General features: G+C 70.2%; 23 protein-coding genes and 1 tRNA gene. 9 read left to right on the forward strand and 15 right to left on the reverse strand.

All coding sequences use genetic code 11. From position 1 onward, the window contains the following. The first annotated feature begins 17 nt into the window (after positions 1 to 17). Positions 18 to 905, forward strand: coding sequence for a universal stress protein (locus A5773_RS16990; protein ID WP_067791705.1), 888 nt, complete (start codon positions 18 to 20; stop codon positions 903 to 905). A gap of 67 nt (positions 906 to 972) precedes the next feature. Here the strand turns inward: A5773_RS16990 and A5773_RS16995 are convergent. The 4 genes from A5773_RS16995 to A5773_RS17010 form a co-directional block, all read right to left on the reverse strand. After that, a tRNA-Met gene (locus A5773_RS16995) sits at positions 973 to 1,049 on the reverse strand. Between the two features lie 141 nt (positions 1,050 to 1,190). Further along, positions 1,191 to 1,727, reverse strand: a complete 537-nt coding sequence (locus A5773_RS17000) for a cupin domain-containing protein (protein WP_067791708.1) — start codon at positions 1,725 to 1,727, stop codon at positions 1,191 to 1,193. Further along, positions 1,724 to 2,407 carry a nitroreductase family protein gene (locus A5773_RS17005; RefSeq protein WP_066956088.1) on the reverse strand — a complete coding sequence of 228 codons (684 nt, stop codon included), beginning with the start codon at positions 2,405 to 2,407 and terminating at the stop codon, positions 1,724 to 1,726. The genes A5773_RS17000 and A5773_RS17005 overlap by 4 nt, the downstream gene beginning before the upstream one ends. A 17-nt stretch (positions 2,408 to 2,424) precedes the next feature. Continuing rightward, complete coding sequence (locus A5773_RS17010; RefSeq protein ID WP_067791710.1) at positions 2,425 to 3,075, reverse strand: HD domain-containing protein; 651 nt, start codon at positions 3,073 to 3,075, stop codon at positions 2,425 to 2,427. 74 nt (positions 3,076 to 3,149) lie between these two features. Here A5773_RS17010 and A5773_RS17015 point away from each other — a divergent pair, with 74 nt between their 5' ends. Next, on the forward strand, positions 3,150 to 4,139 hold the full coding sequence (locus A5773_RS17015; protein WP_197507887.1) for a GlxA family transcriptional regulator: 990 nt from the start codon (positions 3,150 to 3,152) through the stop codon (positions 4,137 to 4,139). Between the two features lie 3 nt (positions 4,140 to 4,142). On the opposite strand, the gene A5773_RS17020 is transcribed toward A5773_RS17015, so the two are convergent. Both A5773_RS17020 and A5773_RS17025 read right to left on the reverse strand, forming a co-directional pair. Beyond that, on the reverse strand, positions 4,143 to 7,127 hold the full coding sequence (locus A5773_RS17020; RefSeq protein WP_066956097.1) for a UPF0182 family protein: 2,985 nt from the start codon (positions 7,125 to 7,127) through the stop codon (positions 4,143 to 4,145). 74 nt (positions 7,128 to 7,201) lie between these two features. Further along, positions 7,202 to 8,224, reverse strand: coding sequence for a PDZ domain-containing protein (locus A5773_RS17025; RefSeq protein ID WP_066956099.1), 1,023 nt, complete (start codon positions 8,222 to 8,224; stop codon positions 7,202 to 7,204). Between the two features lie 77 nt (positions 8,225 to 8,301). Between A5773_RS17025 and A5773_RS17030 the strand changes: the two genes are divergently transcribed. Both A5773_RS17030 and A5773_RS17035 read left to right on the forward strand, forming a co-directional pair. Beyond that, positions 8,302 to 9,678 carry a zinc-dependent metalloprotease gene (locus A5773_RS17030; RefSeq protein ID WP_197505443.1) on the forward strand — a complete coding sequence of 459 codons (1,377 nt, stop codon included), beginning with the start codon at positions 8,302 to 8,304 and terminating at the stop codon, positions 9,676 to 9,678. A 78-nt stretch (positions 9,679 to 9,756) separates the two neighbouring features. Further along, positions 9,757 to 10,572 carry a cyclodehydratase gene (locus A5773_RS17035; RefSeq protein ID WP_067791816.1) on the forward strand — a complete coding sequence of 272 codons (816 nt, stop codon included), beginning with the start codon at positions 9,757 to 9,759 and terminating at the stop codon, positions 10,570 to 10,572. A 9-nt stretch (positions 10,573 to 10,581) separates the two neighbouring features. On the opposite strand, the gene A5773_RS26310 is transcribed toward A5773_RS17035, so the two are convergent. Further along, positions 10,582 to 10,755, reverse strand: a complete 174-nt coding sequence (locus A5773_RS26310; RefSeq protein WP_197505442.1) for a hypothetical protein — start codon at positions 10,753 to 10,755, stop codon at positions 10,582 to 10,584. A gap of 141 nt (positions 10,756 to 10,896) precedes the next feature. Here A5773_RS26310 and A5773_RS17040 point away from each other — a divergent pair, with 141 nt between their 5' ends. Further along, positions 10,897 to 12,240: an AarF/ABC1/UbiB kinase family protein gene (locus A5773_RS17040; protein ID WP_066956101.1), complete on the forward strand. Its 1,344-nt coding sequence runs from the start codon at positions 10,897 to 10,899 to the stop codon at positions 12,238 to 12,240. Here A5773_RS17040 and A5773_RS17045 read toward each other — a convergent pair. The 3 genes from A5773_RS17045 to A5773_RS17050 all read right to left on the reverse strand — a co-directional run bounded on the left by A5773_RS17045 (position 12,237) and on the right by A5773_RS17050 (position 14,996). Then, on the reverse strand, positions 12,237 to 12,506 hold the full coding sequence (locus tag A5773_RS17045) for a WhiB family transcriptional regulator (RefSeq protein ID WP_067791714.1): 270 nt from the start codon (positions 12,504 to 12,506) through the stop codon (positions 12,237 to 12,239). The genes A5773_RS17040 and A5773_RS17045 overlap by 4 nt on opposite strands. A gap of 140 nt (positions 12,507 to 12,646) precedes the next feature. After that, a complete protein-coding gene (locus tag A5773_RS26315) occupies positions 12,647 to 12,802 on the reverse strand; it encodes a hypothetical protein (RefSeq protein WP_197507891.1) in 156 nt (51 codons plus the stop codon). A gap of 91 nt (positions 12,803 to 12,893) precedes the next feature. Beyond that, a complete protein-coding gene (locus A5773_RS17050; protein ID WP_197505441.1) occupies positions 12,894 to 14,996 on the reverse strand; it encodes an ATP-dependent DNA helicase UvrD2 in 2,103 nt (700 codons plus the stop codon). A gap of 137 nt (positions 14,997 to 15,133) precedes the next feature. Between A5773_RS17050 and mrx1 the strand changes: the two genes are divergently transcribed. Further along, positions 15,134 to 15,388: a mycoredoxin Mrx1 gene (gene mrx1, locus A5773_RS17055; RefSeq protein WP_066956105.1), complete on the forward strand. Its 255-nt coding sequence runs from the start codon at positions 15,134 to 15,136 to the stop codon at positions 15,386 to 15,388. Positions 15,389 to 15,412: 24 nt separating this feature from the next. Here the strand turns inward: mrx1 and nudC are convergent, their stop codons facing one another. From nudC to A5773_RS17075, 4 genes are all read right to left on the reverse strand, one after another. Then, positions 15,413 to 16,345 carry an NAD(+) diphosphatase gene (gene nudC, locus A5773_RS17060; protein WP_067791716.1) on the reverse strand — a complete coding sequence of 311 codons (933 nt, stop codon included), beginning with the start codon at positions 16,343 to 16,345 and terminating at the stop codon, positions 15,413 to 15,415. Then, on the reverse strand, positions 16,345 to 17,415 hold the full coding sequence (locus A5773_RS17065) for a TrkA family potassium uptake protein (RefSeq protein WP_067791718.1): 1,071 nt from the start codon (positions 17,413 to 17,415) through the stop codon (positions 16,345 to 16,347). The genes nudC and A5773_RS17065 overlap by 1 nt, the downstream gene beginning before the upstream one ends. 91 nt (positions 17,416 to 17,506) lie before the next feature. After that, positions 17,507 to 20,818, reverse strand: coding sequence for an ATP-dependent helicase (locus A5773_RS17070; protein WP_369817366.1), 3,312 nt, complete (start codon positions 20,816 to 20,818; stop codon positions 17,507 to 17,509). Next, complete coding sequence (locus tag A5773_RS17075) at positions 20,785 to 23,928, reverse strand: ATP-dependent DNA helicase (RefSeq protein WP_067791721.1); 3,144 nt, start codon at positions 23,926 to 23,928, stop codon at positions 20,785 to 20,787. Before A5773_RS17075 ends, A5773_RS17070 begins: the two co-directional genes overlap by 34 nt. A gap of 108 nt (positions 23,929 to 24,036) precedes the next feature. Here A5773_RS17075 and A5773_RS17080 point away from each other — a divergent pair, with 108 nt between their 5' ends. Genes A5773_RS17080 through A5773_RS17090 form a run of 3 tightly spaced genes read left to right on the forward strand, consistent with a single transcriptional unit; the run spans position 24,037 to position 25,374 of the window. After that, complete coding sequence (locus tag A5773_RS17080) at positions 24,037 to 24,237, forward strand: hypothetical protein (protein WP_067264309.1); 201 nt, start codon at positions 24,037 to 24,039, stop codon at positions 24,235 to 24,237. 46 nt (positions 24,238 to 24,283) lie between these two features. Continuing rightward, the gene (locus A5773_RS17085) at positions 24,284 to 25,069 is read left to right on the forward strand and encodes an alpha/beta fold hydrolase (protein ID WP_067791723.1); all 786 of its coding nucleotides are present in this window, start codon (positions 24,284 to 24,286) and stop codon (positions 25,067 to 25,069) included. A gap of 2 nt (positions 25,070 to 25,071) precedes the next feature. Continuing rightward, positions 25,072 to 25,374 carry an MGMT family protein gene (locus tag A5773_RS17090; protein ID WP_066956120.1) on the forward strand — a complete coding sequence of 101 codons (303 nt, stop codon included), beginning with the start codon at positions 25,072 to 25,074 and terminating at the stop codon, positions 25,372 to 25,374. On the opposite strand, the gene A5773_RS17095 is transcribed toward A5773_RS17090, so the two are convergent. Continuing rightward, a complete protein-coding gene (locus tag A5773_RS17095; RefSeq protein ID WP_066956122.1) occupies positions 25,371 to 26,225 on the reverse strand; it encodes a TIGR02569 family protein in 855 nt (284 codons plus the stop codon). The genes A5773_RS17090 and A5773_RS17095 overlap by 4 nt on opposite strands. Positions 26,226 to 26,240 lie beyond the last annotated feature (15 nt).

Below are 26,240 nucleotides of genomic sequence, written 5' to 3' on the forward strand. Positions count from 1 at the left end.
AGAAGCAGGGGAACGACATGTCCGGGCACGAAACCCATCGTGGCATTTTGGTCGGCGTTGACGGATCAGCCTCGTCGATGGCGGCGGTCGAATGGGCGGCTCGCGATGCGGCGCTACGCAATGTGCCGCTGACCCTCATGCACGTCATCGCACCGGTGGTGCCGACGGTGGCGCGGTGGCCGGCGATTCCGATTCCTCAAGACCACTTCGAGCGGCAGGACGAAAAGGCACGGCAAATTCTCGAAGACGCGCGCAAGGTCGTCACCGACGGCACCGCCGACCATGGGCCACCGTTCGTGTACAGCGTGGTGGTACGTGGCCCGACCGTTTCCACGCTCGTCAATGAATCCAAGATCGCGGACATGATGGTCGTGGGATACCGGGGCGAAGGCGCGTTCAGCCGGGTCCCGTTCGGCTCGGCCAGCACTGGCCTCGTCAACTATGCGCACTGCCCGGTCGCGGTCGTCCATGAGGAGGCCCCGCCGCGCCCGCAGGCTCCGGTGCTGGTGGGAATCGATGGTTCGGCGGCGTCAAAACTGGCGGCGGAGATCGCCTTTGATGAGGCCTCCCGCCGGGGCGTGGAGCTGGTGGCACTGCATGCGTGGTCGGACGTCAGCATGTCGGAAGTGCCAGGTCTGGATCTCGAGATGATGGAAGTGCAGGCACAACAGGCCCTCGCCGAGTGGCTCGCCGGATTCCAGGAGCGCTACCCCGATGTCAGGGTGCGACATCTGGTGGCGTGCGACCAGCCGGCTCGTCAACTGATCGAGCACTCGGAGTCCGCACAACTCGTCGTCGTCGGCAGTCACGGTCGCGGCGGGTTCGCCGGCATGCTGCTGGGCTCGGTGAGCACGGCCGTCGCGCATGCGGCGCAATCGGTGGTGATCGTCTCTCGCGAGTCGTAGCGGCGCAAAACTCACTCACACGTGGCACGAAACGGCCCCCAGAAAATTTTCTGGGGGCCGTTTCGCTTGGTAGCGGGGACAGGATTCGAACCTGCGACCTCTGGGTTATGAGCCCAGCGAGCTACCGAGCTGCTCCACCCCGCGTTGGTGAATGCCAGGTTACCGAACCCGCAGCACGGCGACCAAATCGCGGGCTCAGCGGGGGTGCGGCGGCGAGATTGCCGTCATAGTCGTGAATCGGGCGCCGACCACGACCATGACCGCAATCTCGGCGTGAAAACCCGCTCAGTGCGATGGCTGGTTCAGCCCGTACCGCCGCGCGATGTCGTCCATCCAATCCGGTGACCCGTAGGTCAGCCCGTACTTGTCGGCCAGCTCGCCGAACTCCGGCGACTCGTGCAGGACCTTGCCGACCGGGTCGTCGGCGTGCTCGACGAGCAGCTCCCCGAGCTCGCGGAAATAGCTCTCGAATCCGCCCGGGGTGATGACTTCGATGATGCGGCCCGGCTCGCTGCCGGCGTTCCACATCGCGTGCATCTGACCGCGGGGCTTGGTGATGTAGCCGCCCGGGCCCAGAACCACTTCGCTGTCGTCGGAGCGGAAGCCGATCTCACCGGCCAACACGATCGAGTGCTCGTCCTCGCGGGTGTGCATGTGCGCGGCGGTGAGCAGGCCGACTTCGAACGGGTGCTCGACGATGGATACCTCACCCCCGTTGGTCTTGCTGGACAGTTTGAACACCGCCCCGAATCCGGGGAGGGCGACGTACTCACCCTCCCCCGGCTGCACCACGGTGACTCCGATTTCGTTCGCGTTGGTCATTTGGCGTTCCTCTGAGATGGCCACAAGGGCTGCGGCACTTCCACACCGAACGGTTTGCCCCAGCCGTTGCGGGAGGAAACCTCGTGCACGGGGCGCCGATTGGCCGCGACACCCCACTTGCCCCGGGGATAGCCGAGGGCCAGCATGGCCGACATCTCCCAGCCTTCCCCGACGGGCACGCCCAGCAGTTCGTTCACCTCGTCCGTGAAATTGCGGAGCACCATCGTCATGACGCCGCCGACACCCTCGGCCCGGGCGGCGAGCAACGCGCTCCAGATCGCCGGGTAGATGTTGGCGCCGCCCAGATCGTCGATGGCAAAGACGAAGAGCAGCAAGGGGATTTCTTCGAAATGATCGGCCAGGTAGTTTCCCGAGCCCTGCATTCGGCGCATCGTCTCGGCGTGCGCGGTCGGGTCCGCACCCGGGGCGGTCGCCGCCATCGGTCCGGCCCCCGAGCTGAACTTCTCGTACTCGATGGCGCGGGCCTGCCGGAACAGTTGGGCGAACTCGCGGATGAGTTCCGGATCGTCCACGGCCACGAAGTGCCAACGCTGAGTGTTGCCCCCGTTGGGAGCCCGAACGGCCGCATCGAGGATGCGGGCCTGCGTCTCCAGCGGGATCGGGTCCGGGCGCAGCCGCCGCATCATCCGGGTGGTGTACAGCGCTTCGTAGATATCCATTTGTCCGCTCCCTTCCGCTATTCGGGCCACCTGTTGTTGAGGATGATGTCGACGAAGTCGGCGCGTTCGAAGCCGGCATCGAAGTGCGCCAGCACGTCGGCGTTCATGGTGCCGAAGGTGGTCTGCGGGCGGTGCTTCATGCCGTCGTTGAACGCCGCGAGGATGCGGTTCTTGAAGTCGGGCCGCGGGTGGGCGGCGGTCACCGCGGCGAGGGCGTCGGGGGCAAGGGATTCGCGGCCGACGCCGACCACGTCGACCTCGACGCCGGCTTGCAGCAAGGCGACCTCGGGTGCCAGGAATTCGGGCACACCCGGCGTGGTGTGCAGGGCGATGCCAAGCCACACCTTGTCGGCGTCGGCCTGGTCGACACCGCGGGCGGTCAGGAAGTCTCGGGCCGCGTCGGCCCCGTCGACCTCGAAGCGGACCGTGGAGGTGCGGTAGCGCTCGGTGAGCCCGATGTCGTGGAACATCGCGCCGACGTAGAGCAACTCCAGGTCGGGTTGCAGGCCGCGCCGCAGGCCCTGCAGCGCGCCGAAGAGGAACACCCGCCGCGAGTGGTTGAACAGCAGGTCGTCCTCGGCATCGCGGATGAACTCGGTGGCCTCGCGCACCAGCGGCGAGTCGGGGATGCGGATGCCGGCGATGGTTTCGATGGATTGGGTGGTCATAACCGCAAGTGTGCGGCCGAACGCGCTCAATGACCGTGGGCGTTCGGGCCGTCCTGTCCACAGAAAGCGACACAATGTGTTGCGTGGGTGAAGCGGGAGCGCGTTCGCGCGTGGTGGTGATCGTCGTCTTCGACGACGTGACGCTGTTGGACGTCGCGGGAGCGGGCGAAGTGTTCGTCGAGGCGAACCGGTTCGGCGCCGACTACGAGCTCAAGATCGCGTCGGTGGACGGACGGGACGTGACAACGTCGATCGGCAGTCGACTGGGCGTCACCGACAGCATCGCGTCGATCGAATCCGCCGATACCGTTCTGGTCGCCGGCAGCGACCACCTGCCCCGGCGGCCGGTCGACCCCGCGCTCGTCGAGGCCGTCAGGTCGGTGGCGACGCGGTCCCGGCGGATGGCATCCATTTGCACGGGTTCGTTCATCCTCGCGCAGGCCGGCCTGCTCAGCGGCCGGCGCGCCACCACGCATTGGAACGAAACCCGGGTGTTGGCCCGGGCCTTTCGCGATGTCACCGTCGAGCCGGACGCGATCTTCGTCCGCGACGGCAACGTCTTCACCTCGGCCGGGATCTCGTCGGGCATCGACCTGGCGCTGGCGCTGGTCGAGATGGATTACGGAACCGAACTGGTCCGCAACGTGGCCCGGTGGCTGGTCGTCTACCTCAAACGTGCGGGGGGACAATCACAATTCTCGGTACTGGTGGAGGCCGATCCGCCGCCGCAGTCGCCGCTGCGCGCGGTCATCGACGCCGTCGCGGCCGACCCGGCCGCGAACCACAGCGTGAAATCCCTTGCCTCCCGGGCGTCGCTGAGCACCCGGCAGCTGACCCGGCTCTTCCAATCCGAGCTGGGGATGACGCCGGCCCGCTACGTCGAGCTGGTTCGGATCGATTTCGCCCGTGCCGCACTGGAATCCGGCCGGTCTGTCAGCGAGACCGCGGGCATTGCCGGCTTCGGCAGCAACGAAACGCTGCGCCGGGTGTTCGTCAACCACCTGGGCATCAGCCCGAAGACCTATCGGGAAAGGTTCCGAACGGCCGGATTAGCAGGGGCCTGAGTCTTATTTGGTGTTGTTGTACTTGGTGATCGCGTCGTCCAACCGCTGCAGGGCGGCGCCGTAGCCGGCGAAATCGCCCTTCTTCTGGGCGTCCTTGGCCGCGCCCAGCGCGGCCTGGATCTCTTGCAGCGCCGCGGATTTCGCGGGCGACAGCGTCACCGACCCGTCGGGAACCGGCGGAAGCGCCGCCGGCGGTAGCGATCCCGGTGTCCCGGCCGGAGGAGGAGGCGTGACGGGCGGGGCCGCCTGCGGGTTGTTCCCGGCGTCGGTCGGCTGAATGCCCGTCGCGGCCGCGCCCGCACCGGGACCGAACAGCCCGGTCAGGGCGTCGCGCACCGTGGGGCCGTAGCCGATCTTGTCGTTGTACATCATCGCCACCCGGATCAGCCGCGGGTACGACGAGGCGGCGTCGCTGGCCCCCGGGGAGGCGTAGACGGGTTCGACATACAGCAGGCCGCCCTGGCCCACCGGCAGGGTGAGCAGGTTGCCCCAGCGGATCCGGTTCTGGTTGTCGCGCCCGATCACACCGAGGTCCTGGGACACCGCCGGGTCGGTGGTGATGGCGTTGTTCGCCAGCTTGGGCCCGTTGACCTGACCCGGGATGGTCAGCACGGTGATCCTGCCGTAGGTCGCCGGGTCGGAGCTGGCGCTGATGTAGGCGGCCAGATAGTCGCGCTTGAACCTGTTCATCGCGCTCGTCAACTGATATGAGGACGAATTGTCGTTCTTCGCAATGTTTTTCGCGACGATGTAGTACGGCGGCTGGTAGCTGCTGGCGGTCGGGTTGGGGTCCAGCGGCACGTCCCAGAAGTCGGACGTGGAGAAGAACGTCACCGGGTCGTTGACGTGGTACTTGGCCAGCAGCATCCGCTGCACCTTGAACAGGTCCTCGGGGTAACGCAGGTGCTCGGCCAGTTCGGGGGTGATGTCGCTCTTCGGTTTGACCGTGCCGGGGAACACCCGCATCCACGCCTTGAGCACCGGATCCTGCTCGTCCTGCTGGTAGAGCGTCACGGTCCCGTCATAGGCATCGACCGTGGCCTTGACCGAGTTGCGGATGTAGGAGACGTCCTTGTTGGGCGCCAGCTTGTTGAACGCCACCTCGTTCGAGTCGGCGGTGGCCGATTCCAGCGAGGTCAGTTCGGAGTACGGGTAGTTGTCCAACGTGGTGTAGCCGTCGATGATCCACACCAGTCGCTTGTTGACGATCGCCGGGTACACGGAGCTGTCGGTGGTCAGCCACGGCGCCACCGCCTCCACCCGCCGCGCGGGGTCGCGGTTGAACAGGATCCTGCTGTTGGAGCCGATCACGTTGGAGAACAAGAAGTTTCGCTCCGCAAACTTGGCGGCGAACACGCTGCGGGACAACCAGTCCCCGACGGGTACGCCCCCCAGCCCGGTGTAGGTGTAATTCTTGGTATCGGAGCTGGTCTCGTAGTCGTATTCGCGATCGGCACCGTTGCGGCCGACGATCGCGTAGTCGGCGGACGTGCTGGAGATGACGGGTCCGTAATAGATGCGCGGCTGGTCCAGCGGTGCCGGACCGTCGGTCACCACGTTGCCGTTGGCGCCGACGACGTTGACCAGGAATTCGGGGTAGCCACCGTTTTGGTTGGGGTCGTTGGCAATTCCGCGCACCGTGTTGGCCGGGGACGCGATGAAGCCGTTGCCGTGCGTGTAGACGGTGTGCCGGTTGATCCAGTCCCGCTGGTTGTCGATCAGCCGGTCGGGATTGAGTTCGCGGGCGGCGACGACGTAGTCGCGCAGCGCGCCGGTGCGGTCCAGGTAGCGGTCGATCGACAACTGGTCGGGGAAGTAGTAGAAGTTCTTGCCCTGCTGGAACTGGGTGAACGCCGGGCTGACGATGGTCGGGTCGAGCAACCGGATGTTGGAGGTGGTGGCCCGGTCGTCGGCCACCTGCTGCGCGGTGGCCTGCGTGTCGCCGGAGTACGTGCGATAGGTGACCACGTCCGACGTCAGCCCATACGCCTGCCGGGTCGCCGTGATACTGCGCCCGATGTATTCGCTTTCCTTCTGCGCGGCATTGGGTTTGACGCTGATCTGCTCGACGATCAGCGGCCACCCGGCACCCACGATCAACGACGACAGCAACAACAACACCAGGCCGATGGCGGGGATCCGCAGATCTTTCAGCACGACGGCGGAGAACACCGCGGCCGCGCAGATCAGCGCGATCGCCATGAGGATCAGCTTGGCCGGCAGCACCGCGTTGATGTCGGTGTACCCGGCGCCGGTGAACGGCTTGCCGCCGCGGGTGTGCGACAGCAACTCGTAGCGGTCTAGCCAGTACGCGACCGCCTTGAGCAGCACCAGCAGCCCCACCACGGTGACCAACTGGATGCGGGCCGAACGGCTCAGCGCGCCGGTGCGGCCCGAGAGCCGGATGCCGCCAAAGATGTAGTGCGCCAACACGTTGGCCACGAACGCCAGGAACACGGCCACGAACAGGTAGCTGAGCAACAGCCGGTAGAACGGCAGGTCGAACGCGTAGAAGCCGAGGTCCTTGCCGAACTGCGGGTCCCGGATGCCGAAGTCGCCGCCGTGCATGAACAATTGGATGCGCACCCAGTAGCTTTGCGCGATGATGCCGGCCAGCAGGCCGATCGCGACCGGCACCCCGATCCCCACCAGCCGCAGCCGGGAAAGGACGACGGCGCGGTACCGGGCGACCGGATCGTTGTCACTGCTCGGCACGAACACCGGGCGGGTGCGATAGGCCACCGCGAGACCGGCGAACACGATCCCGCCCACCAGCAGGCCGGCCACGAGAAAGACCACGAACCGGGTGACCAGCACGGTCGTGAACACCGAGCGGTAGCCCAACTCACCGAACCACAGCCAGTCCACGTACGCGTCGATCAGCCGCGGGCCGGCGAGCAGCAAAGCGATCACACCCAGTGCGATCAGGATCAGAATCCGGCTACGCCGAGTCAGCTTCGGCATCCGTGCGGTGGGCCGCATCCCCACTGGCTACGCTCCCTGCTCGATTGATCGACGGTGACAACTCTACGCATCGCGCGGCCCGCGATCCCGGCCGAGCTTCAGCAGCTTGGCGCCTGGCCCCCCGACGCGACCGCGTGCAGCGCGTCGACGGCCTGGCTGAGCGTGTCGACCTTCACCAGCCGCAGCCCCGACGGGTTGTCCGAGTTCGCCTCGTAGCAGTTTTTGGCCGGCACCAAGAACACGGTGGCGCCCGCCGCGTGCGCGGCGACCATCTTGTGCGTGATGCCGCCGATCTGGCCGACCTTCCCATCCGCGGAGATGGTGCCGGTTCCCGCGATGAACTTCGACCCGGTCAGGTCACCGGTGGTCAGCTTGTCGACCACCGCCAGGCTGAACATCAGGCCGGCCGACGGCCCGCCCACGTTGGCGAGGTTGAAATCCACGACGAAGGGCGCCCAGGGCGCGGTGAGCACGGCGACGCCGAGGAAGCCGTAGTCGCGATCCTTGTTCGCGCCCAGCGTAATTTGCGCGACGCCGGCCGGTTCGTTCTTGCGTCGGTAATCGATGGTCACCGTCTGGCCGGGTTTGGTGCTTTTCAGCAATCCCGTGAACTGGTCGACGTCGGCCACCGGGGTGCCGTTGACCGCGTCGATGGCGTCGCCGCCCTTCAGCTTGCCCGCCGACGGACCCGGATCGGTGACCCTGGCGACCGTCACCGCGGCGGGGTATTTCAGATATCCCAGGGCGGCGTACTCCGCGCTGTCCTCGGAGTCCTTGAAGTCGGCGTTGTTGGCCTTGTCGACCTCGTCCCGCGACTTGCCCGGCGGGTAGATCAGGTCGCGCGGAACCAGCTGTTCCTGACCCGAAAGCCACAGCGTCAGCGCTTCGCCCAGCGTCAGCTCGTCGCGCTGGGAAACAGTGGTCATGTTCAGGTGTCCCGTGGTCGGATGCGTCTGGGTGCCCTCGATGGCCACGACCTGCTTGCCGTCGACCTCACCAAGCGTGTCGAAGGTGGGGCCGGGGCCCAGCGAGACGAACGGCACCGTCACCACCGCGAGCAGCACGCCGAAGACCAGGATCGGCACCAGCGCGACCATCAAGGTCAGAATCCGCCTGTTCACGCCGATTACACTAGACGGAGCCCACCGCGCCCGGTTCAGCCACAAGCTGACCCGAGATCGCCCACCCCGTTCCGGTGGTGAGTACCGTTGACGGTATGGCTGACCTGCCTTTCGGCTTCTCCTCCGGAGAGGACCCCGACAAACCCGGGAAGAAAGATCCCAATTCGGGCTCTGGTGGCTCCGACCCGTTCGGCGCATTCGGCATGGGCGGCGAGTTCGGCATGGGCGACCTGGGACAGATCTTCACCCAGTTGGGCCAGATGCTCAGCGGCGCGGGCACCGGCATGGCCGGCGGACAGTCGGGCCCGGTCAACTACGAGCTTGCGCGCCGGGTTGCGACCAACTCGATCGGGTTCGTGGCACCCATCCCGGCCACCACCCACTCGGCGATCGCCGACGCGGTGCACCTCGCCGAGACCTGGCTGGACGGCGCCACGGCGCTGCCGGCCGGCACCAGCACGGCGGTGGGCTGGACCCCGGCCGACTGGGTCGACAACAGCCTGGAAACCTGGAAGCGGTTGTGTGACCCGATGGCACAACAGATTTCGACGGTATGGGCGTCGTCGCTGCCCGAGGAGGCCAAGAGCATGGCCGGCCCGCTGATGGCGATGATGTCGCAGATGGGCGGCATGGCCTTCGGCTCCCAGCTGGGACAGGCGCTGGGCCGATTGTCCCGCGAGGTGCTGACGTCGACCGAAATCGGTCTGCCGTTGGGGCCCAAGGGCATTGCCGCGATCCTGCCCGATGCCCTGGAGTCGTTCGCCGCCGGACTCGAGCAGCCCCGCAGCGAGATCCTGACGTTCCTGGCCGCCCGCGAGGCCGCCCACCACCGGCTGTTCAGCCACGTGCCGTGGCTGTCGAGCCAGCTGCTGGGCGCCGTGGAGGCCTACGCGATGGGCATGCAGATCGACATGAGCGGAATCGAGGAGCTGGCCCGCGACTTCAACCCGGCAACATTGTCCGACCCGGCGGCCATCGAAAACCTCTTGGGGCAGGGCGTTTTCGAGCCCAAGGCGACCCCTGCGCAGACGCAGGCGCTGGAACGCCTCGAGACGCTGCTCGCGTTGGTCGAAGGCTGGGTGCAGGTGGTGGTGAACGCGGCCCTGGGCGACCGGATTCCGGGCGCGGCCGCGCTCAGCGAGACGCTGCGCCGCCGCCGCGCCACCGGCGGCCCGGCCGAGCAGACGTTCGCGACGCTGGTGGGCCTGGAGCTGCGGCCCCGCAAGATGCGCGAAGCCGCCGCGTTGTGGGAGCGCCTCACCGAGGCCGCGGGCGTGGACGCCCGCGACGCCATCTGGCAACACCCCGATCTGCTGCCCGGTGCCGAGGACCTCGACGACCCGGCCGGCTTCATCGACCGGGTCATCGGCGGCGACACCAGCGGCATCGACGAGGCGATCGCCAAACTCGAGGAGAACCCCGGGGACCCGGGCGCCGGCCCTGTGGACAACTGACTTAGCCGGTCTCCGCCGGCGTGACACAGTGCACCCGTGTCACCGGCCCTGCTCTCTACCTACGCGCTGGACCCGGCCATGCCGGTGTTGCTGCGGCCCGACGGCGACGTTCAGGTCGGTTGGGACCCCCGCCGCGCCGTGCTGGTGCGTCCGCCGGGCGGCCTGGCCCCGCCGGAGCTGGCCGCGTTGCTGCGGTCCATGCGATCACCGACGCCGCTATCGGAGCTACAGCGCCGGGCCGCCGACCGCGGCCTGCAGGACGTTGAGGGGCTGACGCACCTGGTCGCCCAGCTCGTCGGCGCGGGCGTCGCGACCGAATGCGCGAAGTCCCGCGGTCGGGCGCCGGGCATCCGGATCCACGGCCGCGGACCGCTCTCCGAGCTGCTCGTCGAGGCATTGCGCTGCTCGGGCGCCCGCGTCGCCCACAGCAGCCAACCGCACGCCGCGGTGTCGGCGACGGCCGTCGACCTGGTGGTCCTGTCCGACTACCTGGTCGCCGATCCGCGCATGGTCCGCAACCTGCACACCCAGGGTGTCCCCCACCTGCCGGTCCGGGTCCGCGACGGCATCGGGCTGGTCGGTCCGCTGGTCATCCCCGGCACGACCAGCTGCCTGGGCTGCGCCGACCTGCACCGCCGGGACCGCGACGCAGCGTGGCCGGCCATCTCGGCGCAGCTGCGGGAAACCGTCGGTGTCGCCGACCGGGCCACGTTGCTGGCGACCGCCGCGCTGGCGCTCAGCCAGGTGAACCGGGTGATCGCTGCCGTTCGCAGGCAGGAGGCGGTGCCCGATCCCGGTCCGCCCCAGACGCTGAACGCCACGCTGGAATTCGATCTCAACGCCGGCGCGATCGTCGTGCGGCGATGGACCCGACATCCGTTGTGCCAGTGCTGAACCGGGCTGCTAGCCCAGCCGGCCCTGGTCCGGAACGTCCGTCGACACCGCCTCGTATGCGGTCGCGAGCTGCTGCAGGATCTCCGCGGTCAAGGTGCGGTCGGTTCGATGTTTGTCCAGCGTTTCGATGATCGCCCTGAACAAGGAGTCAGCGGCGTCGTGCTGCGATTGCTTTGCTGCCATGGCCTGGTCGATACCGCCCTTCGGATGCGTCCTACGACGGGTCGCCGACTGCGACCCGCAAGGCACAACCTAGGGCCCGCGCCTCCAGCCGTGCGGCCGACGAAGTGTTGTGAAGATCAAGCGCGAGCCGCGTCGGCCGTCATGGATGATGGATACGTGGCAGACATCAAACGCGGCCGCGCGGCGCGGAACGCGAAGCTGGCCAGCATCCCGGTCGGCTTCGCCGGCCGGGCGGCGCTCGGCTTCGGTAAGCGGCTGACCGGCAAGTCGAGGGACGAAGTCCAGGCCGAGCTGATGGAGAAAGCCGCCAACCAGCTGTTCACCGTTCTGGGCGAGCTCAAGGGCGGAGCGATGAAGGTGGGCCAGGCCCTGTCGGTGATGGAGGCCGCCATCCCGGACGAGTACGGCGAGCCCTACCGCGAGGCGTTGACCAAGCTGCAGAAGGACGCCCCGCCGCTGCCCGCCCACAAGGTGCACCGGGTGCTCGACGCCCAGCTGGGCACCAAGTGGCGCGAGCGGTTCAGTTCGTTCGACGACAAACCGATTGCCTCGGCCAGCATCGGCCAGGTGCACAAGGCGGTCTGGGCCGACGGGCGCTTGGTGGCCGTCAAGATCCAGTACCCGGGCGCGGACGAGGCGCTGCGCGCCGACCTGAAAACCATGCAGCGTCTGGTCGGCGTGGTCAAACAGCTCGCCCCCGGCGCCGACGTCCAGGGCATCGTCGACGAGCTGATCGAGCGCACCGAGATGGAGCTCGACTACCGGCTGGAGGCCGACAACCAACGCGCCTTCGCCAAGGCCTACGAGGGCCACCCGCACTTCGTCATACCGCACGTCGTGGCCAGCGCCCCAAAGGTCGTGGTGCAGGAGTGGATCGAGGGGTTGCCGTTGGCGGAGATCATCCGCAACGGGACGCGTGAGCAGCGCGACCTGATCGGCACCCGGCTGCTCGAGCTCACCTTCGACGCGCCGCGCCGGCTGGGAATGCTGCACGGCGACGCCCACCCGGGGAACTTCATGCTGCTCCCCGACGACCGGATGGGCGTCATCGACTTCGGCGCCGTCGCGCCCCTGCCCGGCGGCTACCCCATCGAGCTCGGGATGACGATCCGGTTGGCCCGCGACAAGAACTACGACCTGCTGTTGCCGACGATGGAGAAGGTCGGCTTCATCCAGAAGGGCCAGCAGGTGTCGGTGCGCGACATCGACGAGATGCTGCGCCAGTACGTAGAGCCCATCGAGGTCGACGTCTTCCACTACACGCGCAAGTGGCTGCAGCGCATGACGGTCGGCCAGATCGACCGGTCGGTGTCGCAGATCAAGACGGCCCGGCAGATGGACCTGCCGCCCAAGCTGGCCATTCCGATGCGCGTCATCGCATCCGTGGCCGCGATTCTGTGCCAGCTGGACGCGCGGGTGCCGATCAAGCGGCTGTCCGAGGAGCTGATCCCGGGCTTCGCCGAGCCCGACAGCGCGGTCGTCTAGGCCGCGACCCCCTCTTTGCGGGGACGTCCGCGCGGTCGTTTGAAGCCCAGGATCGAGCCCCGGTCGATGATCTCGCCGCCCCACACACCCCAGGGCTCGGCCCGCTCCAGCGCAGACGCCAGGCACTGGCGCCGAATCGGGCAGCCCACGCAGAGCGCCTTGGCGCGCTCGAGGTCGGCCGGGGTCTCGGCGAACCAAAGGTCGGGATCGCCGGTGTGACACGGCAATACCCGCGACGACTGTCTGGGGACTGTCAGAGCCGACATGTCCTGCTCACCTGCTTCCTGGTCGGGGCTTCCTTTTGGTGATCCGGACCAGGTAGCGGGCTTGGAAAAACGTTGCCCCTAAAACTGTGGCCACGGATCCTTGACTTCGGGTCCGTGGCCATTCGGTGAAAACCGGGGAGTTACGTGGCCATTCGGTGGACCTCGAGTCGCGCGGACGCGTTCGTCGCGGCGGCGGCGCGATGCTTGAGCGCGGCCGCCGGCGCGGCGGTGTCGGCGGCGTGCTTCAGCACGGCCGCCGCGGCGGCCACGCCCACACCGAACGCGTCGCTGATCATCGTGGCCACCCTCCTTTCGTAGCGCCGGAACGCGGTTTCGAGGGTAAACGGTCCCCGCCCCGCACCACAACCGATTTTCTGACCTGCGCCTTCAGCGGTCAGCATGCACCAACCCCAGCACGTCAGGCCCGTACTGTTCGAGCTTGCGCGCGCCGATGCCGGGGATCGCGATCAGCGCGTCCTCGTCGCCGGGGCGCAGCTCGGCGATCGCGATCAGCGTGTTGTCGGTGAAGACGACATACGCGGGCACGTTCTGTTCCTTGGCGACGTCCAGCCGCCACGCCTTGAGCCGCAGCAGCAGCTCTTCGTCGACGTCGGCGGCGCACGTTTCGCAGCGCCGCAGCATGACCGCCGCGGAGGTGGACAGGTCCTTGTTGCAGATCCGGCAACGCGCCGGGGCGCCGCGGTTGCGCCGGGCCTTGCCCGGGGCGGCGTCGGCGCGGGCCTGCGGTGCGATGCCGTTGAGGAACCGCGAGGGCCTGCGACCCTGCCGCCCGCCGGGGCTGCGAGCCAGCGCCCAGCTGAGCGCCAAATGAATTCGCGCCCTGGTGATTCCGACATAGAGCAGCCGGCGCTCCTCCTCGACGGCCTCGCTTTCGGGGCCGTGCGCCAGCGCGTGCGAGATGGGCAGCGTGCCGTCGGCCAGCCCGACCAAGAACACCGCGTCCCACTCCAGGCCCTTGGCGGCGTGCAGCGAGGCCAGCGTGACGCCCTGCACCACGGGTGGGTGCCGCGCGTCGGCGCGCAGCCGGAGTTCGGCCAGCAGGCCCGGGAGTTCCAGCTGCGGGCGCTGGGCCACCTCGTCGTCGACCAGCTCGGCCAGCGCGGTCAGCGCCTCCCAACGCTCCCGGGCGCGGGTGCCGACGGGCGGCTCGGCCGTCAGCCCGAGGGGCTCCAGGACCGCCCGCACGACCGCAGGCAGCGGACCCTCGGCGCCGCGCTCGGCGGCCCGTTGCAGGGCCAACAACGCCTGCTTGATCTCCTGCCGGGTGAAGAACCCCTCGCCGCCGCGGACCTGATAGGGGATGGCGGCCTCGGTCAGCGCCTCCTCGTAGGCCTCGGACTGCGCGTTGACCCGGTACAGCACGGCGATCTCCGACGGCGGCGTGCCCGCCTCGATCAGCCGGGCGATCGAGGTGGCGACCGCGGCCGCCTCGGCCGGTTCGTCGGAATACTCGTGGAAGGACGGCGCCGGGCCCGGCGGACGCTGCCCGGACAGGTGCAGCTTGCTGCCGGCGACCCGGCCGCGGGCCGCGGCGATCACCTGGTTCGCCAGCGACACCACCTGCGGGGTCGAGCGGTAGTCGCGCTCGAGGCGAACAACTGTCGCGTCGGGATACCGCCGCGAAAAGTCGAGCAGGAACCGCGGTGAGGCCCCGGTGAACGAGTAGATGGTCTGGTTGGCGTCGCCGACGACAGTCAGGTCGTCCCGGTCGCCCAGCCACGCCGTCAGCACCCGCTGCTGCAGGGGCGTGACGTCCTGGTATTCGTCGACGACGAAGCAGCGGTAGCGGCCCCGGAATTCGTCGGCCACGGCGGCGTCGTTTTCGATCGCGGCCGCGGTGTGCAGCAGCAGGTCGTCGAAATCGAGCAGTGTCACCGACTCGTCGCGGACCTTGAGCGCCTCGTAGGCGGCGTACACGGTCGCGACCCGGGCGGCGTCCAGCGGGATGTCCCGCCCCGCCTCGGCCACGGCGGCCGGGTAATCCTCGGGGCCGATCAGCGACGCCTTGGCCCACTCGATCTCGCCCGCCAGGTCGCGGACGTCATCGGTGCTGGCGTTGATCCGGGAGCGGCTGGCCGCCCGCGCCACGACGGCGAACTTGGTGTCCAGCAGCTGCCAGCCGGTGTCGCCGACCACCCGCGGCCAGAAATACCGCAGCTGCCGGTGCGCCGCGGCGTGAAACGTCAGCGCCTGCACCCCGCCGACGCCGGTGTCGGTGCCCGCGGAGGCGTCCAGCGTCCGCAACCGGGAACGCATCTCCCCCGCCGCCCGCTGGGTGAAGGTGACCGCCAGCACCTGCCCGGCCGCCACGTGACCGTTCGCCACCAGCTGCGCGATTCGGTGGGTGATGGTGCGGGTCTTGCCCGTCCCGGCGCCCGCGAGCACGCAGACCGGTCCGCGCGGAGCCAGCACGGCCTCGCGCTGCTCGTCGTCCAGTCCGGCGGTCAAAGCGTCGGCGACCATCGGCATGGCGTCCATCTTGGCAGCGGTTGCCGACAAACCGTGGCCCCGCATGGTGCGCGTCGGCGAGTCGCCGCAACTCGCCGGTATCGGTGTGCCGCGGCCGCGGCGCGGAACATGTTGTCTCCGGGCTACGTTAACCAGCTATGACCAATGCCCCGCTCACCGTCTACACGACCTCATGGTGTGGCTACTGCCACCGCCTCATGACCGTGTTGAAGTCCAACGGAATCCCCTATGAGGCGGTCGACATCGAAGACGATCCCGCCGCGGCGGAGTTCGTCGGCTCGGTGAACGGCGGCAACAGGACGGTTCCGACGGTGAAGTTCGCCGACGGGTCCACGCTCACCAACCCGAGCGCGGCCGAGGTCAAGGCCAAGCTGGCCGAAGCCGGCGCCTAGGGCGCCGGGCGGGCGCACGCCGGCTCAGTCGAATGCCGCCCAGGATTCGATGATCACGCGGGCGATCGAGATCGACCCGGGCAGCAGCAGTTTCGAGTCCGCCGAGCTGGACCAGTCCGCTGCCGCAAGCGCCGTGCGCACCTCGTCGCGGGTGAACCACGCCGCCTCGGCGATCTCCCCGTCGTTGAACGAGAAGTCCTCGCCGGGATCCGCGACCGCGTGGAAGCCGACCATGAGCGAGCGCGGGAACGGCCACGGCTGGCTGCCCAGGTAGCGCACGTCGCGCACCGTGAGGCCGATTTCCTCGCGGATCTCACGAGCGACGCAGCCTTCGAACGATTCACCAGCCTCGACGAATCCGGCCAGCAGCGAGAACATCCGCTCCGGCCACACCGCCTGGCGAGCCAGCACCGCACGGTCGCCGCCGTCGTGGACCAGGCAGATCACCGCCGGGTCGATGCGCGGGAACTCCTCATGGCCGGTGACCGGGTTGACCCGCGCCCAGCCCGCCCGGGCCGGCCTCGTCGGCGAGCCGTCCACCGAGCTGAACCGGGCGCTGTCATGCCAATTGAGCAGCGCGACGGCGCACGACACCAGCTGACTGCTGGTGTCGTCGAGGATCGAGCCGAGGCCGCGCAGGTTCACCACCTCGGCGCGCACCCCCGGGTCCTCCGGCGCCTCGAGCGCGCCGCGGATGGCCCACACGTGGCGGCCGTCGTCGAGGCGGCCGAGGAACACCGCTTCCGGTGGCGGCTTGTCGGCCAGCTTGGCCGCGGCGCCCAGCACCACCCGGCCGTCGGCGATGAGCACCTGACTGCGCGAGTCAACCCGCAGCAGCGCCGCGTCCGCCCACCCCGCGGTGGCCGCTTCGACGTCGGTGCGCAGCTGGTCGGCCCGGTCGGCGCCGACCCGCGACAGCAGCGGAACGTTCCGCAGCTGGAAATCCGCGATCGCCACTAGTGCCCGGCCTGCCGGATGTACAGCAGCCGGTCGTTGGCCTCGACGGCGTCCACCTCGGGCGCGCCGATGCGCAGCAGGTGGCCGTCGCGCACCACACCCAGCACGATGTCGCGCAGATGCCGTGGGGAACCGCCGACCTCGGTCGGCTCCACCTCGCGCTCGGCGATGGCCAGCCCGAAGTCGGGTGTCAGCAGGTCCTCGATCATCTCCACGACGCTCGGTGTGGTGGTGGCAAGCCCGAGCAGCCGCCCGGCGGTCGCCGAGGAGACCACCACCGAGTCCGCTCCCGATTGCTGCAGCAGGTGCTGGTTTTCGGCCTCCCGGATCGACGCCACGATCTTGGCGTTGGGCGCGAGCTCCCGCGCGGTCAGAGTGACCAGCACCGCGGTGTCGTCGCGGCTGGTGGCGACGATGATCGAGGCCGCATGTTGCGCCCCGGCCAGCCGCAGCACGTCGGCCTTGGTGGCGTCGCCGTGCACGGTGACCAGCCCCGCGCCGGCGGCGTGCTCGAGGGTGGTGCGGTCCGTGTCGACGACGACGACCTCCCCCTGGGCGGCCTCGTCGCCGAGGATCGCGGCGACGGCCGTTTTGCCCTTGGTGCCGTAGCCGATCACGATCGTGTGGTTGCGCACTCTGCTCCTCCAACGCTGAATCTTCCACCCTTGGCGGGACCGCTCGGAGAGGACTTCGAGGGTTGTGCCGACCAACACGGCCAGGAACGCGATCCGAAGCGCGGTAAAAATCAGGGTGTGAACCAAACGCGCGGTCTCGGTGTACGGGGTGATGTCGCCGTAACCGGTCGTCGACAGTGACACCGCGGAGAAGTACATGGCGTCGAGGAAGGTCAGCGGCTGGCCGCGGACGTCGCGGTACCCGTTGCGGTCCAGATAGACGATGACGGCCGCGGCGAACAACACCACCAGCGCGATGACCACGCGGCGGGTGATGACGCGGATGGGGCTGGCGTGATCCTCGGGGATGCGCACCACGCCCACCAACTGGTGGCCTCGCTGCGCGGTCAGCGCTTCATCCAGACCGGTCAGTTGCCGGGACCTACCGTTGCGCACGGCGGTCCGTTATGGGCTCAACGCCAGCGCAGGAGTCATGCACGACTCAATGTAACCACGATCGCCACCGCGGTACCCGGGCAGCGCGAAGTCAGCCGGCGGCGGGCTCGGCCAGCAACCCGGCCAGTTCAGCGGGGGCGGGCAGATCGTCGGGAGCCACCGTGGTGCGGGCGCGGACGTAATAGAAGGCCGTCCGCACCGACGATTCCGGAACACCGGCCAGGGCGGCCCACGCCAGGCGGTAGACGGCGAGCTGGACGGCGGCCTGGCGCATGGCTTCCCGCCCGTGCGGTGGTTCGCCCGTCTTCCAGTCCACGACCGTCGCGCCCCCGTCGGGGTCGGCGAACACCGCGTCGATTCGGCCGCGCACCAGGGTGTCGCCGATGGACATCTCGAACGGCACCTCGACGGCGATGGGAGTGCGGGTCGCCCAGGGCGATTCGGTGAATGCGGCCTGCAACGCGGCCAGTTCCCGGGTGTCGCCGACGTCGGAGTCCGCCGCACCCGGCAGGTCCGCGAGATCGAAGAGACACTCGGCGCCGTAGAACCGCTGGACCCAGGCGTGAAAGGCGTTGCCCAGCAACGCATTCGGGTCAGGCCTGGTCGGCAGCCGATGCCTGAGCCGCTGTGCGGCGCCCGCGGGATCTCGCGCCAGCTCCACCAGGCCGCTGACCGACAACTGACTCGGCAGCGCGCCGGTGGGCGGTTCGACCAACCGCGCCCGCTCGGCAAGTAACGCGTCGACGTCGGCCGCCCACCCCTCGATGTCGGCACCTTCCCCACCGGTGCCGCCCGACATCGCCCGGGTCACCAACGCGGCGCCGCGCTCGACGTCACCGCGCCGGGCCAACGGTTCGGCCGGCCAGAACGCCTCGACGATGTTGTCACGCAACGGGTTACGATCGCCGTCCGCCGGCGCGGGCGCCCACTGATCCACCACCCCGCAGGGCGCCCCGGCCGCGGCCGAACGGTCGATGACCTCCTTGACCTCGCACAGGAAATCCGAGGGGCCGCGCGGTTTGATGCCGGAGGCCCCCCAGTGATGACCCGATACCAGCAGGGTGTCCTCGGCCCGGGTGACGGCGACATACAGCAGCCGGCGTTCCTCGTCGACGCGCCGCTGATCGAGCTGGCGACGATGGCCGGAGATCTTGTCGGACAACTGCTTTCGATTCGTGACGTCAGAGGTGTCCAGCACCGGGATGCCCAGCGCGCCCGCCGAGGCACGGTCGCCCCGCAGCAGCGGCGGCAGCTCGGCCGCGTCGGTGAGCCAGCTGCTCCTGGACGCGCTCGAGGGGAAGATTCCGCCCGACAGGTGTGCCACCGCCACGACCTGCCACTCCAACCCCTTCGCGGAGTGCACCGTGAGCACCTGGACGCGGTCGCGCGCGGCCACCAATGGGGCAGGCGGCAAACCGTTCTCGACGGACTCCGCCACGTCCAGGAAGGCCAGCAGGCCCGACACCGATGCCGCGCTGCGACGGTCCGGCGCGCCGGCGGCGTCGGCTTGTTCGGCGTATCCGGCGACGACGTCGGCGAACGCGTCGAGGTGTTCGGTGCCGGCCCAGCCCACGTCCGCTCCCGCCGCGGCGCGGACCTCGCAGTCGACACCCAGCACGCGGCGCACCTCGGCGACCAGGTCCGGCAGGGAATGGTCCAGGTGGCCGCGCAGGGCACGCAGTTCGCCGGCCAGTGCGGCGATGCGCTGATATCCCGCGGCCGAATACCCTTCGGGCGGGCCGGGATCGGCGATGGCGTCGGCCAGGCACGCCGTGTCGGCGTCCGGGCCGGCGGACATCGCGATCGCCTCGGGCGCGGATGCCCCGCCGGCGCCCAGCCCTTCGCCGAGTTTCCGGGCGCGCCGCCAGAGCGCGGCGATGTCCCGGCCCCCGAGGCGCCAGCGCGGACCCGTGAGCACCCGCATCGCCGCCGCGCCCGCGGTCGGGTCGGCGACGAGCCGCAGCATGGCCACGACGTCGGCAACCTCGGGGATGGACAGCAGCCCCGCCAATCCGACGACCTCGACCGGGACTCCACGGGCGCGCAGGGCGTCGGCGATGGGGGCGGCGTCGGCGTTGCGGCGCACCAGAACCGCGGCGGTCGGCGGGCTCGCCCCGTCGTCCCCGGCCGCCCGGTACCGCGCGGCGAGCTCGTCGGCGATCCACTCGCGTTCGGCGTGCACATCGGGAAGCAGCGCGCAGCGGACCGTTCCGGGCGGGGCGTCCGGGCGCGGCCGCAGCGCGTGCACCGCGACCGACCGGCGGCGTGCCTCCGCCGAGATCGCGTTGGCCAGTTGCAGGGTCCGCGGCGGGTTGCGCCAGCTGGTCCGCAGCTCCAGGACCGGCGCGGGGGTGCCGTCGGAGAGGGGGAAGTCGGTGGTGAAGCGCGGGAGATTGGTCGCCGAGGCGCCGCGCCAGCCGTAGATCGACTGAATCGGGTCGCCGACGGCGGTCAGGGCCAACCCGTCGTCGACGCCACCGCCGAACAAGCCCGACAGCGCGACCCGCTGGGCGTGCCCGGTGTCCTGGTACTCGTCGAGCAGCACCACCCGGTAGCGGCCGCGCAGGTCGGCGCCGACCTGCGGGAAATTCGCCGCCAGCCGCGCCGCGCAGGCCATCTGCACGCCGAAGTCCATCGTCTTAGCGGCACGCATGCGCTCGTTCAGCGCGTCGAGCAGCGGAACCAGCTCGGCGCGCTGGGTCTGGGTGGCCAGCAGCCGCAGCAACCACTGGCTGGGGCCGCGGTCGCGCTGATAGGGGCCCGGCGGCAGCGCGTGGATCAGCCGCTCCAGCTCCACATGGGTATCGCTGAGCTGGCGGGTGTCCACCAGGTGTTCGGCCAGCTGACCCCACAGCCGCAGCACCATCGACGTGACCGCGGCGGGGGTCTTGTCGGTGCGCAGCTCGCCCCGGTACCCGCTGACCACGTCGAAGGCCAGCTGCCACAGCTCGGTCTCGCCGAGCAGCCGGGTGTCGGGCTCGATGGGCAGCAACAGCCCGTAGTCGCGGATCAGCGAACCGGCGAACGCGTGGTAGGTGCTGACCGTCGGCGCGGCCGCCGGCTCCGCGGGAGCCGGGCCGTCGGGACCCAGGCCGACGCCGGCCAGCCTGGCGAGCCGGGACCGCACGCGGCGCAGCAGCTGGCCGGCGGCCTTGCGGGTGAACGTCAGCCCGAGCACCTGGCCGGGTTCGGCGTAGCCGTTGGCGACGAGCCACACCACGCGGGCGGCCATGGTCTCGGTCTTGCCGGCGCCGGCGCCGGCGATGACGACAAGCGGCCCGGGCGGTGCCGCGATGACGGCGGACTGCTCGTCGGTGGGCGGGAAAAGCCCGAGCGCACCGGCCAATTCGGCCGGGCTGTAGCGCGGGTTCACTGCGCCGCCCCGTCGGCGTGCGCCGGACACGAGGGCCGCAGCGGGCAGTGCGAGCAGCCATCGTTGCGCCGGGCGATGAACCGGGGCCCGGCGGTCGCCTCGGCGGCGCGCCGGACCAGCCGGCGCCACTCGTCGCGGGCGGCCGGTGTCAGCGGATCCTGCTCGCGTTCGGTGGCGCCCGAGGCCCCGGACTTGCCCAGGTAGACCAGCCGCGCCCCGCCGGGCTCCGACCCGGCGGCGACCATGCCCTCGGCCACCGCCAGCTGATACATCGCCAGCTGGGCGTGCTGTTGGGCATCGTCCTTGCTGACCGGCGTTTTGCCGGTCTTGATGTCGACGATCACCAGCCGGCCGGCGGCATCGCGCTCCAACCGGTCGACCCTGCCGCACAGCCGGATCTCGCCGCCTCGAGGGGCACCGTCGCCGGATGTTGTCAGGGTGCCGTCGATCTCGACCTCGACGCCGACCTCGGTCAGCGCGCCCCGGGTCTGGGCCCGCCACTCGACGAAGGCCTCGATCATCGCGCGATGCCGCGCCAGTTCGTTGGCCGAATGCCACTGCGCCTCGAAGGGCAGATGCCGCCAGGCCCGGTCCAGCTCGGCCAGCAATTCGGATTCGCTGCGCTGCGGTTCGGCGATCAGGGCGTGCAGCACCGACCCGACGGTGGAGCGCAGGTCGCGCGGGTTGGTGCCACCGTGCCGTTCGGCCAGCCAGCGCAGCGGGCAGTCGTTGAGCATCTGCAGGGTCGACGGGGTCAGGGTGACGGCATCGTCGTCGCCGCGCAGGGGTTCGCTGGTGCTGACCGGGATCAGGCCGTGCCAGCCGGCCGGATCGGCACCCGGGACGCCGGCGCGGGCCAGCCGCGCCAATTGCGTTGCGGCACAAGCGCGGGCGGTATCGTCGACCGTGCCGTCGGGCGCGCACACCACGCCGCGCAACCGGCCGACCAGCGCGGTGGCCGACAGCACCCGGGGCGCCGAGATGGGTTGCGCGGCAGCGAGATCGCCGCCGCCATCGGTCCACTGGGCGAGTTCGTAGCAGAACGACGACGGCAGCGCGGCCTCGTTGTCCCCGCCGCCCGTGTCGCCGTCCACGGCGGTCACCAGCAACCGGCGGCGGGCCCGGCCCATCGCCGCCACCAGCAGCCGTCGCTCCTCGGCCAGCAGCGGCGCCCGCACCGACGCGTCCTCGGTGACGCCGTCGAGCACGTCCAGCAACCGCTGGGTGCCCAGCACACCGCCGCGCGGAACGGTGTTGGGCCACAAGCCTTCTTGCAGCCCGGCGATGACCACCAGGTCCCATTCGTGTCCCAGCGCGGCGTGCGCGCTGAGCACCCGCACCTGCTCCACCGGTGACACCGGATCCTGGTTCACGCTCGGCAGGTGCAGCGCGGCGACGTGCTCGACGAGACCGCGCAGCGACGCACCCGACGTGCGGGACACGTACTGCTCGGTGATGTCGAACAGCGCGGTCACCGCCTCCAGGTCCCGGGTGGCCTGGGCGCCGGCGGGGCCGCCGCGCTCGGCGGCCGACAGCCAACGACGCTGCAGGCCGGACCGGTGCCAGGCGGCCCACAGCGTGTAGCGCGGGTCTTGGCCCGCACGATGGCAGCGCGCCGCGGCGTCCAGCACCGCGCGCACCCGCTGCAGCGGGCGGAACTGCGGGCCCGGTGGCGGTGGGTCGGCGGACAGCGCCTCGGCCAGCAGCTGCGCGACATCGCCCGGCGCGCGACCCGGGTTGGCGCGCCGCAGCGTTCGGCGCAGCTGGCGCAGCGAAACCGGGTCGACCCGACCGATGGGACCGGTCAGCAGCGCCAGGGCCCGTTCGCCGTCGAGCCCGTCGGCGGTGGCCGCCAGGACGGTGAGCAGCGCCCGGACCGCCGGCTCGTCGGACAGCGGTCCGCTGGTCGCGGGCGCGGCCACCGGCACCCCGGCGGCGGCCAGCGCGCGGGGCAACCGCGCGCCCGCCCGTGGCACCGACCGGACGACGACCGCCATCTGCGACCACGGCACCCCGTCGACCAGGTGCGCACGCCGAAGGGCGTCGGCGATCATCGCCGCCTCCGCGTGCGCCGACGCCGCCAGGCGCACCGTGACCGAGCCCTCCTCGGGCCCGCTGCCCTCGATCCGCTTGCCGCCGCTGCCGCCGGGCAGCCGGTGCGCGATGCCGCTGACGGCGCGCGCCACCGCCGGGGCGCAGCGGTGCGAGACCGTCAACGTCACCGACGGCGAATCCCCGTCGAAGAGGCCGGCGGATTCGCCGCCCCGGAAGCCGAACACCGCCTGATTGGGGTCTCCGGCGATCACGGCCAGCTCGGCGCCCGCCGCCAGCACCCGGACCAGGCGGGCTGCCTGCGGGTCGAGCTGCTGGGCGTCGTCGACCAACAAGACCCGCACCCGGCCCCGCTCGGCGGCCAGCAGCTCGGGATCGACCGCGAAGGCCTCCAGGGCGGCGCCCACCAGTTCCGCGGCGCCCAACGCGGGCGTCGTCGCCTGCGGTGCCGCCGTCCCGACCGCCGCCCGCAGCAGCATCACCTGCTCGTATTGGCGGGCGAACTGGCCGGCGGCCGTCCACTCCGGGCGCCGGCACCGACGGCCCAGGCGCTCCAGCTCCTGCGGATCAACGCCCCGTTCGGCGCAGCGCGCCAACATATTTCGCAGCTCGGTGGCGAAGCCCGCGGTGGCCAGCGCGGGTTGCAGATGGGCGGGCCACGCCGTCGCCGCGCGCGGCCCGTCCTCGAGGTCGCCGGCCAGCAGCTCCCGGATGATCGCGTCCTGTTCGGCGCTGGTGACCAGCCGCGGGGGCGCGTCGCCGGCACGCTCGGCGGCCCGCCGCAGCACCGCGTAGGCATAGCCGTGCACGGTCCGCACCAACGGTTCGCGGACGGCGGCCCGGCAGGGCCCGGTCGAACGCGCCCGCAACAACGCCGTCGTCAAGGTGCTGCGCGCCTGCATGCCCAGCCGGCCGGAACCGGTAAGCAGCAGAACCGATTCCGGGTCGAGACCGGCGTCGATCCGGGCGACCGCCGCCTCGACCAGCAGGCTGCTCTTACCGGTGCCCGGCCCGCCCACCACCCGGACCGGCCCGCGCACGCCGGGCGCCAGAAGCGCCCGCGCCCCGGTGTCCCAGATGTACGACATGGCTGCATGCAATCAGCAGGGTCTGACAAGTCGCGCGGCCCGCGCCGCCGCCGACCCCTACGCTGGAGGCCGCAAGCAGCTCGACGAAAGGTGAGGAGGTAGGTGATCGTGACGAACGTCGAACCCGGTTTTCCCAGCGACGAAGCGCCCGAAGGTGACGCCGCGGAACAATTGCAACCCGTCGACTTCGACGACGGGGTCGGCCTGGACACCGAGTATCTGACAGCTGCCGACCGCGAGGCCAACGAGGCCGACGTGATCGAGCAGGCCTACATCGTCCCCACCGAGGACGACTGGGACGAACGCTGACCCGCCCACCGCGAGTGGCCGTGGCGGCGGCTGGCACGATCGACGGGTGACCGCTGATCTCCATGTGCACCGCTACGGCCTGCCGGGTCCGGTGCGAGTACTGGCGCTGCACGGCCTGACCGGTCACGGGCAGCGCTGGCAGCAGCTGGCCGGGCTAATGCCCGAAATCACCTTCGCGGCACCGGATTTGATCGGTCACGGCCGGTCGTCGTGGGCGGCGCCGTGGAGCATCGACGCCAACGTCGCGGCGATGGCCGCGCTGCTCGACGACGAGGCCGTGGCGCCGGTGCTGGTGGTGGGGCACTCCTTCGGCGGCGCGCTCGCCATGCAGCTGGCCGCGATGCGGCCGGACCGGGTGGCGGCGCTGTTGCTGCTGGACCCGGCGGTCGGATTGGACGGCGCGTGGATGCGCCAGATCGCCGACGCGATGTTGGCCTCGCCCGACTACCCCGACGCCGAGGAAGCGCGCCTGGAAAAGCGGCACGGCTCCTGGTCGGACGTCGCCCCCGCACTGCTCGATGCCGAGATCGACGAGCATCTGGTCGAGCTGCCGGGCGGCCGCTACGGCTGGCGGGTGAGCCTGCCGGCGATGATGTCCTACTGGAGCGAGCTGGCCCGTGACATCGTGTTCCCGCCGGCCGGGACGCCGACGTTCCTGGTCCGGGCCAAGCGCACCTCGCCGCCGTACGTCGGCGAGGACCTCATCGCCGGGCTACGGGACCGGCTGGGATCCGATTTCCGGCTACTGGATTTCGATTGCAACCACATGGTGCCCTACGCCGCGCCCGCGGAGGTCGCCGCGCTGACGCGCGAGCTGCTGGAAGCCCGCTGATCGTGGCGCCGGTGACCGACGACCAGGTCGAGCGGGTGCGCACGCTGGTCGCGGCGATCCCGCCCGGCAGGGTCGCCACCTACGGCGACATCGCCGACGTCGCAGGGCTTTCCAGCCCGCGCATCGTCGGTTGGATCATGCGGACCGACTCCTCGGACCTGCCGTGGCACCGGGTGATCACCGCCTCGGGGCGCCCGGCGGCTCATCTGACCACCCGGCAGCTGGAGCTGCTGCGGGCCGAGGGAGTCCTGGCCACCGACGGCCGGATCGCGTTGCGCGAGGTTCGTTTCGACTTCGAGCGCTAGAGCACCAGTCGCACCAGCGCCGCGGTGCGGGCCAGCCCGGGGAACGCCTCGGCGGTGGACCGTGGGTGCAACGCATGAACCGCTAGACGAAACATCAAGGCGCGCAACAACATCTGCGGCCACTCGGGCAGCGCGTTCCAACGTTCGATGAGTCCGTCGTCGGCCTCGCCCCAGGACAGCGCGTCCACGACGACCACACCGGCCGCCCACGACGCGGGCCGCCAGTACGGGGTGATGTCGGTGATGCCCGGGGCGGCGGTGCCGATGAAAAGCACTGTCCCGTAAAGATCTCCGTGCACCAGCTGGTTCGGGCTCTTGGTCGGCCGGCGCAGGGTGGCCAGCTGGTTGATCAGCTCCACCGACCGCTCGGCGTCGGCCGTCGGCGGTGCCGTCCGGGCGCCAGGGGGCACCGAGGCCAACGGCCGTTCCTCCCAGGCGGCGCGGTCGGCGGCGATGAAGATGTCCACGTCGCCCCACGGCGCGGTGGGGCCCTGGGTCAGAAATCGGGGCCGTTCCAGTTTGCCGGTCGCCTCGTGCAGGCGCACCGCCGCGGAGACGACCTCGTCATGCCGCGGTTCGGGCGTGCCGGCGACGAAGGTATCCGCCCGCCATCCCGAAACCACGTATCGCCCGTCCGTCGAGCGGACCGGGCGGGCCAGCCGAACACCGTCGACGAACAGCGTCTCCCGCACCCGGGCCGACCAGGCCGCCCGGGCGTGATCGGCCACCAACGACAGGACGACCTCACCGCAGCGCCAGCCGCCTTCCCAGCTAGCCCCCAGATAGACGGGCTTGACACCGGTCAAACCAAACGCCGCCAGCACGTGCTCCGGCGGCGGTTCGACATTCACACGGGTAGCCTAGAC

The organism is Mycobacterium sp. 852014-52450_SCH5900713 (assembly GCF_001667075.1).
Lineage (GTDB): Bacteria > Actinomycetota > Actinomycetes > Mycobacteriales > Mycobacteriaceae > Mycobacterium.

What these genes read in the sequence shown, in the direction of transcription:
- mrx1 (WP_066956105.1), top strand. Translation starts at nt 15,134, where the DNA reads ATGACCAATGCCCCGCTCACCGTCTACACGACCTCATGGTGTGGCTAC.
- A5773_RS17010 (WP_067791710.1), bottom strand. Translation starts at nt 3,075, where the DNA reads ATGACCACCCAATCCATCGAAACCATCGCCGGCATCCGCATCCCCGAC.
- A5773_RS17075 (WP_067791721.1), bottom strand. Translation starts at nt 23,928, where the DNA reads ATGTCGTACATCTGGGACACCGGGGCGCGGGCGCTTCTGGCGCCCGGC.
- A5773_RS16990 (WP_067791705.1), top strand. Translation starts at nt 18, where the DNA reads ATGTCCGGGCACGAAACCCATCGTGGCATTTTGGTCGGCGTTGACGGA.
- A5773_RS17000 (WP_067791708.1), bottom strand. Translation starts at nt 1,727, where the DNA reads ATGACCAACGCGAACGAAATCGGAGTCACCGTGGTGCAGCCGGGGGAG.
- A5773_RS17005 (WP_066956088.1), bottom strand. Translation starts at nt 2,407, where the DNA reads ATGGATATCTACGAAGCGCTGTACACCACCCGGATGATGCGGCGGCTG.
- A5773_RS17050 (WP_197505441.1), bottom strand. Translation starts at nt 14,996, where the DNA reads ATGCCGATGGTCGCCGACGCTTTGACCGCCGGACTGGACGACGAGCAG.
- A5773_RS17015 (WP_197507887.1), top strand. Translation starts at nt 3,150, where the DNA reads ATGTGTTGCGTGGGTGAAGCGGGAGCGCGTTCGCGCGTGGTGGTGATC.
- A5773_RS26315 (WP_197507891.1), bottom strand. Translation starts at nt 12,802, where the DNA reads ATGATCAGCGACGCGTTCGGTGTGGGCGTGGCCGCCGCGGCGGCCGTG.
- A5773_RS17040 (WP_066956101.1), top strand. Translation starts at nt 10,897, where the DNA reads ATGGATGATGGATACGTGGCAGACATCAAACGCGGCCGCGCGGCGCGG.
- A5773_RS26310 (WP_197505442.1), bottom strand. Translation starts at nt 10,755, where the DNA reads ATGGCAGCAAAGCAATCGCAGCACGACGCCGCTGACTCCTTGTTCAGG.
- A5773_RS17045 (WP_067791714.1), bottom strand. Translation starts at nt 12,506, where the DNA reads ATGTCGGCTCTGACAGTCCCCAGACAGTCGTCGCGGGTATTGCCGTGT.
- A5773_RS17035 (WP_067791816.1), top strand. Translation starts at nt 9,757, where the DNA reads ATGCCGGTGTTGCTGCGGCCCGACGGCGACGTTCAGGTCGGTTGGGAC.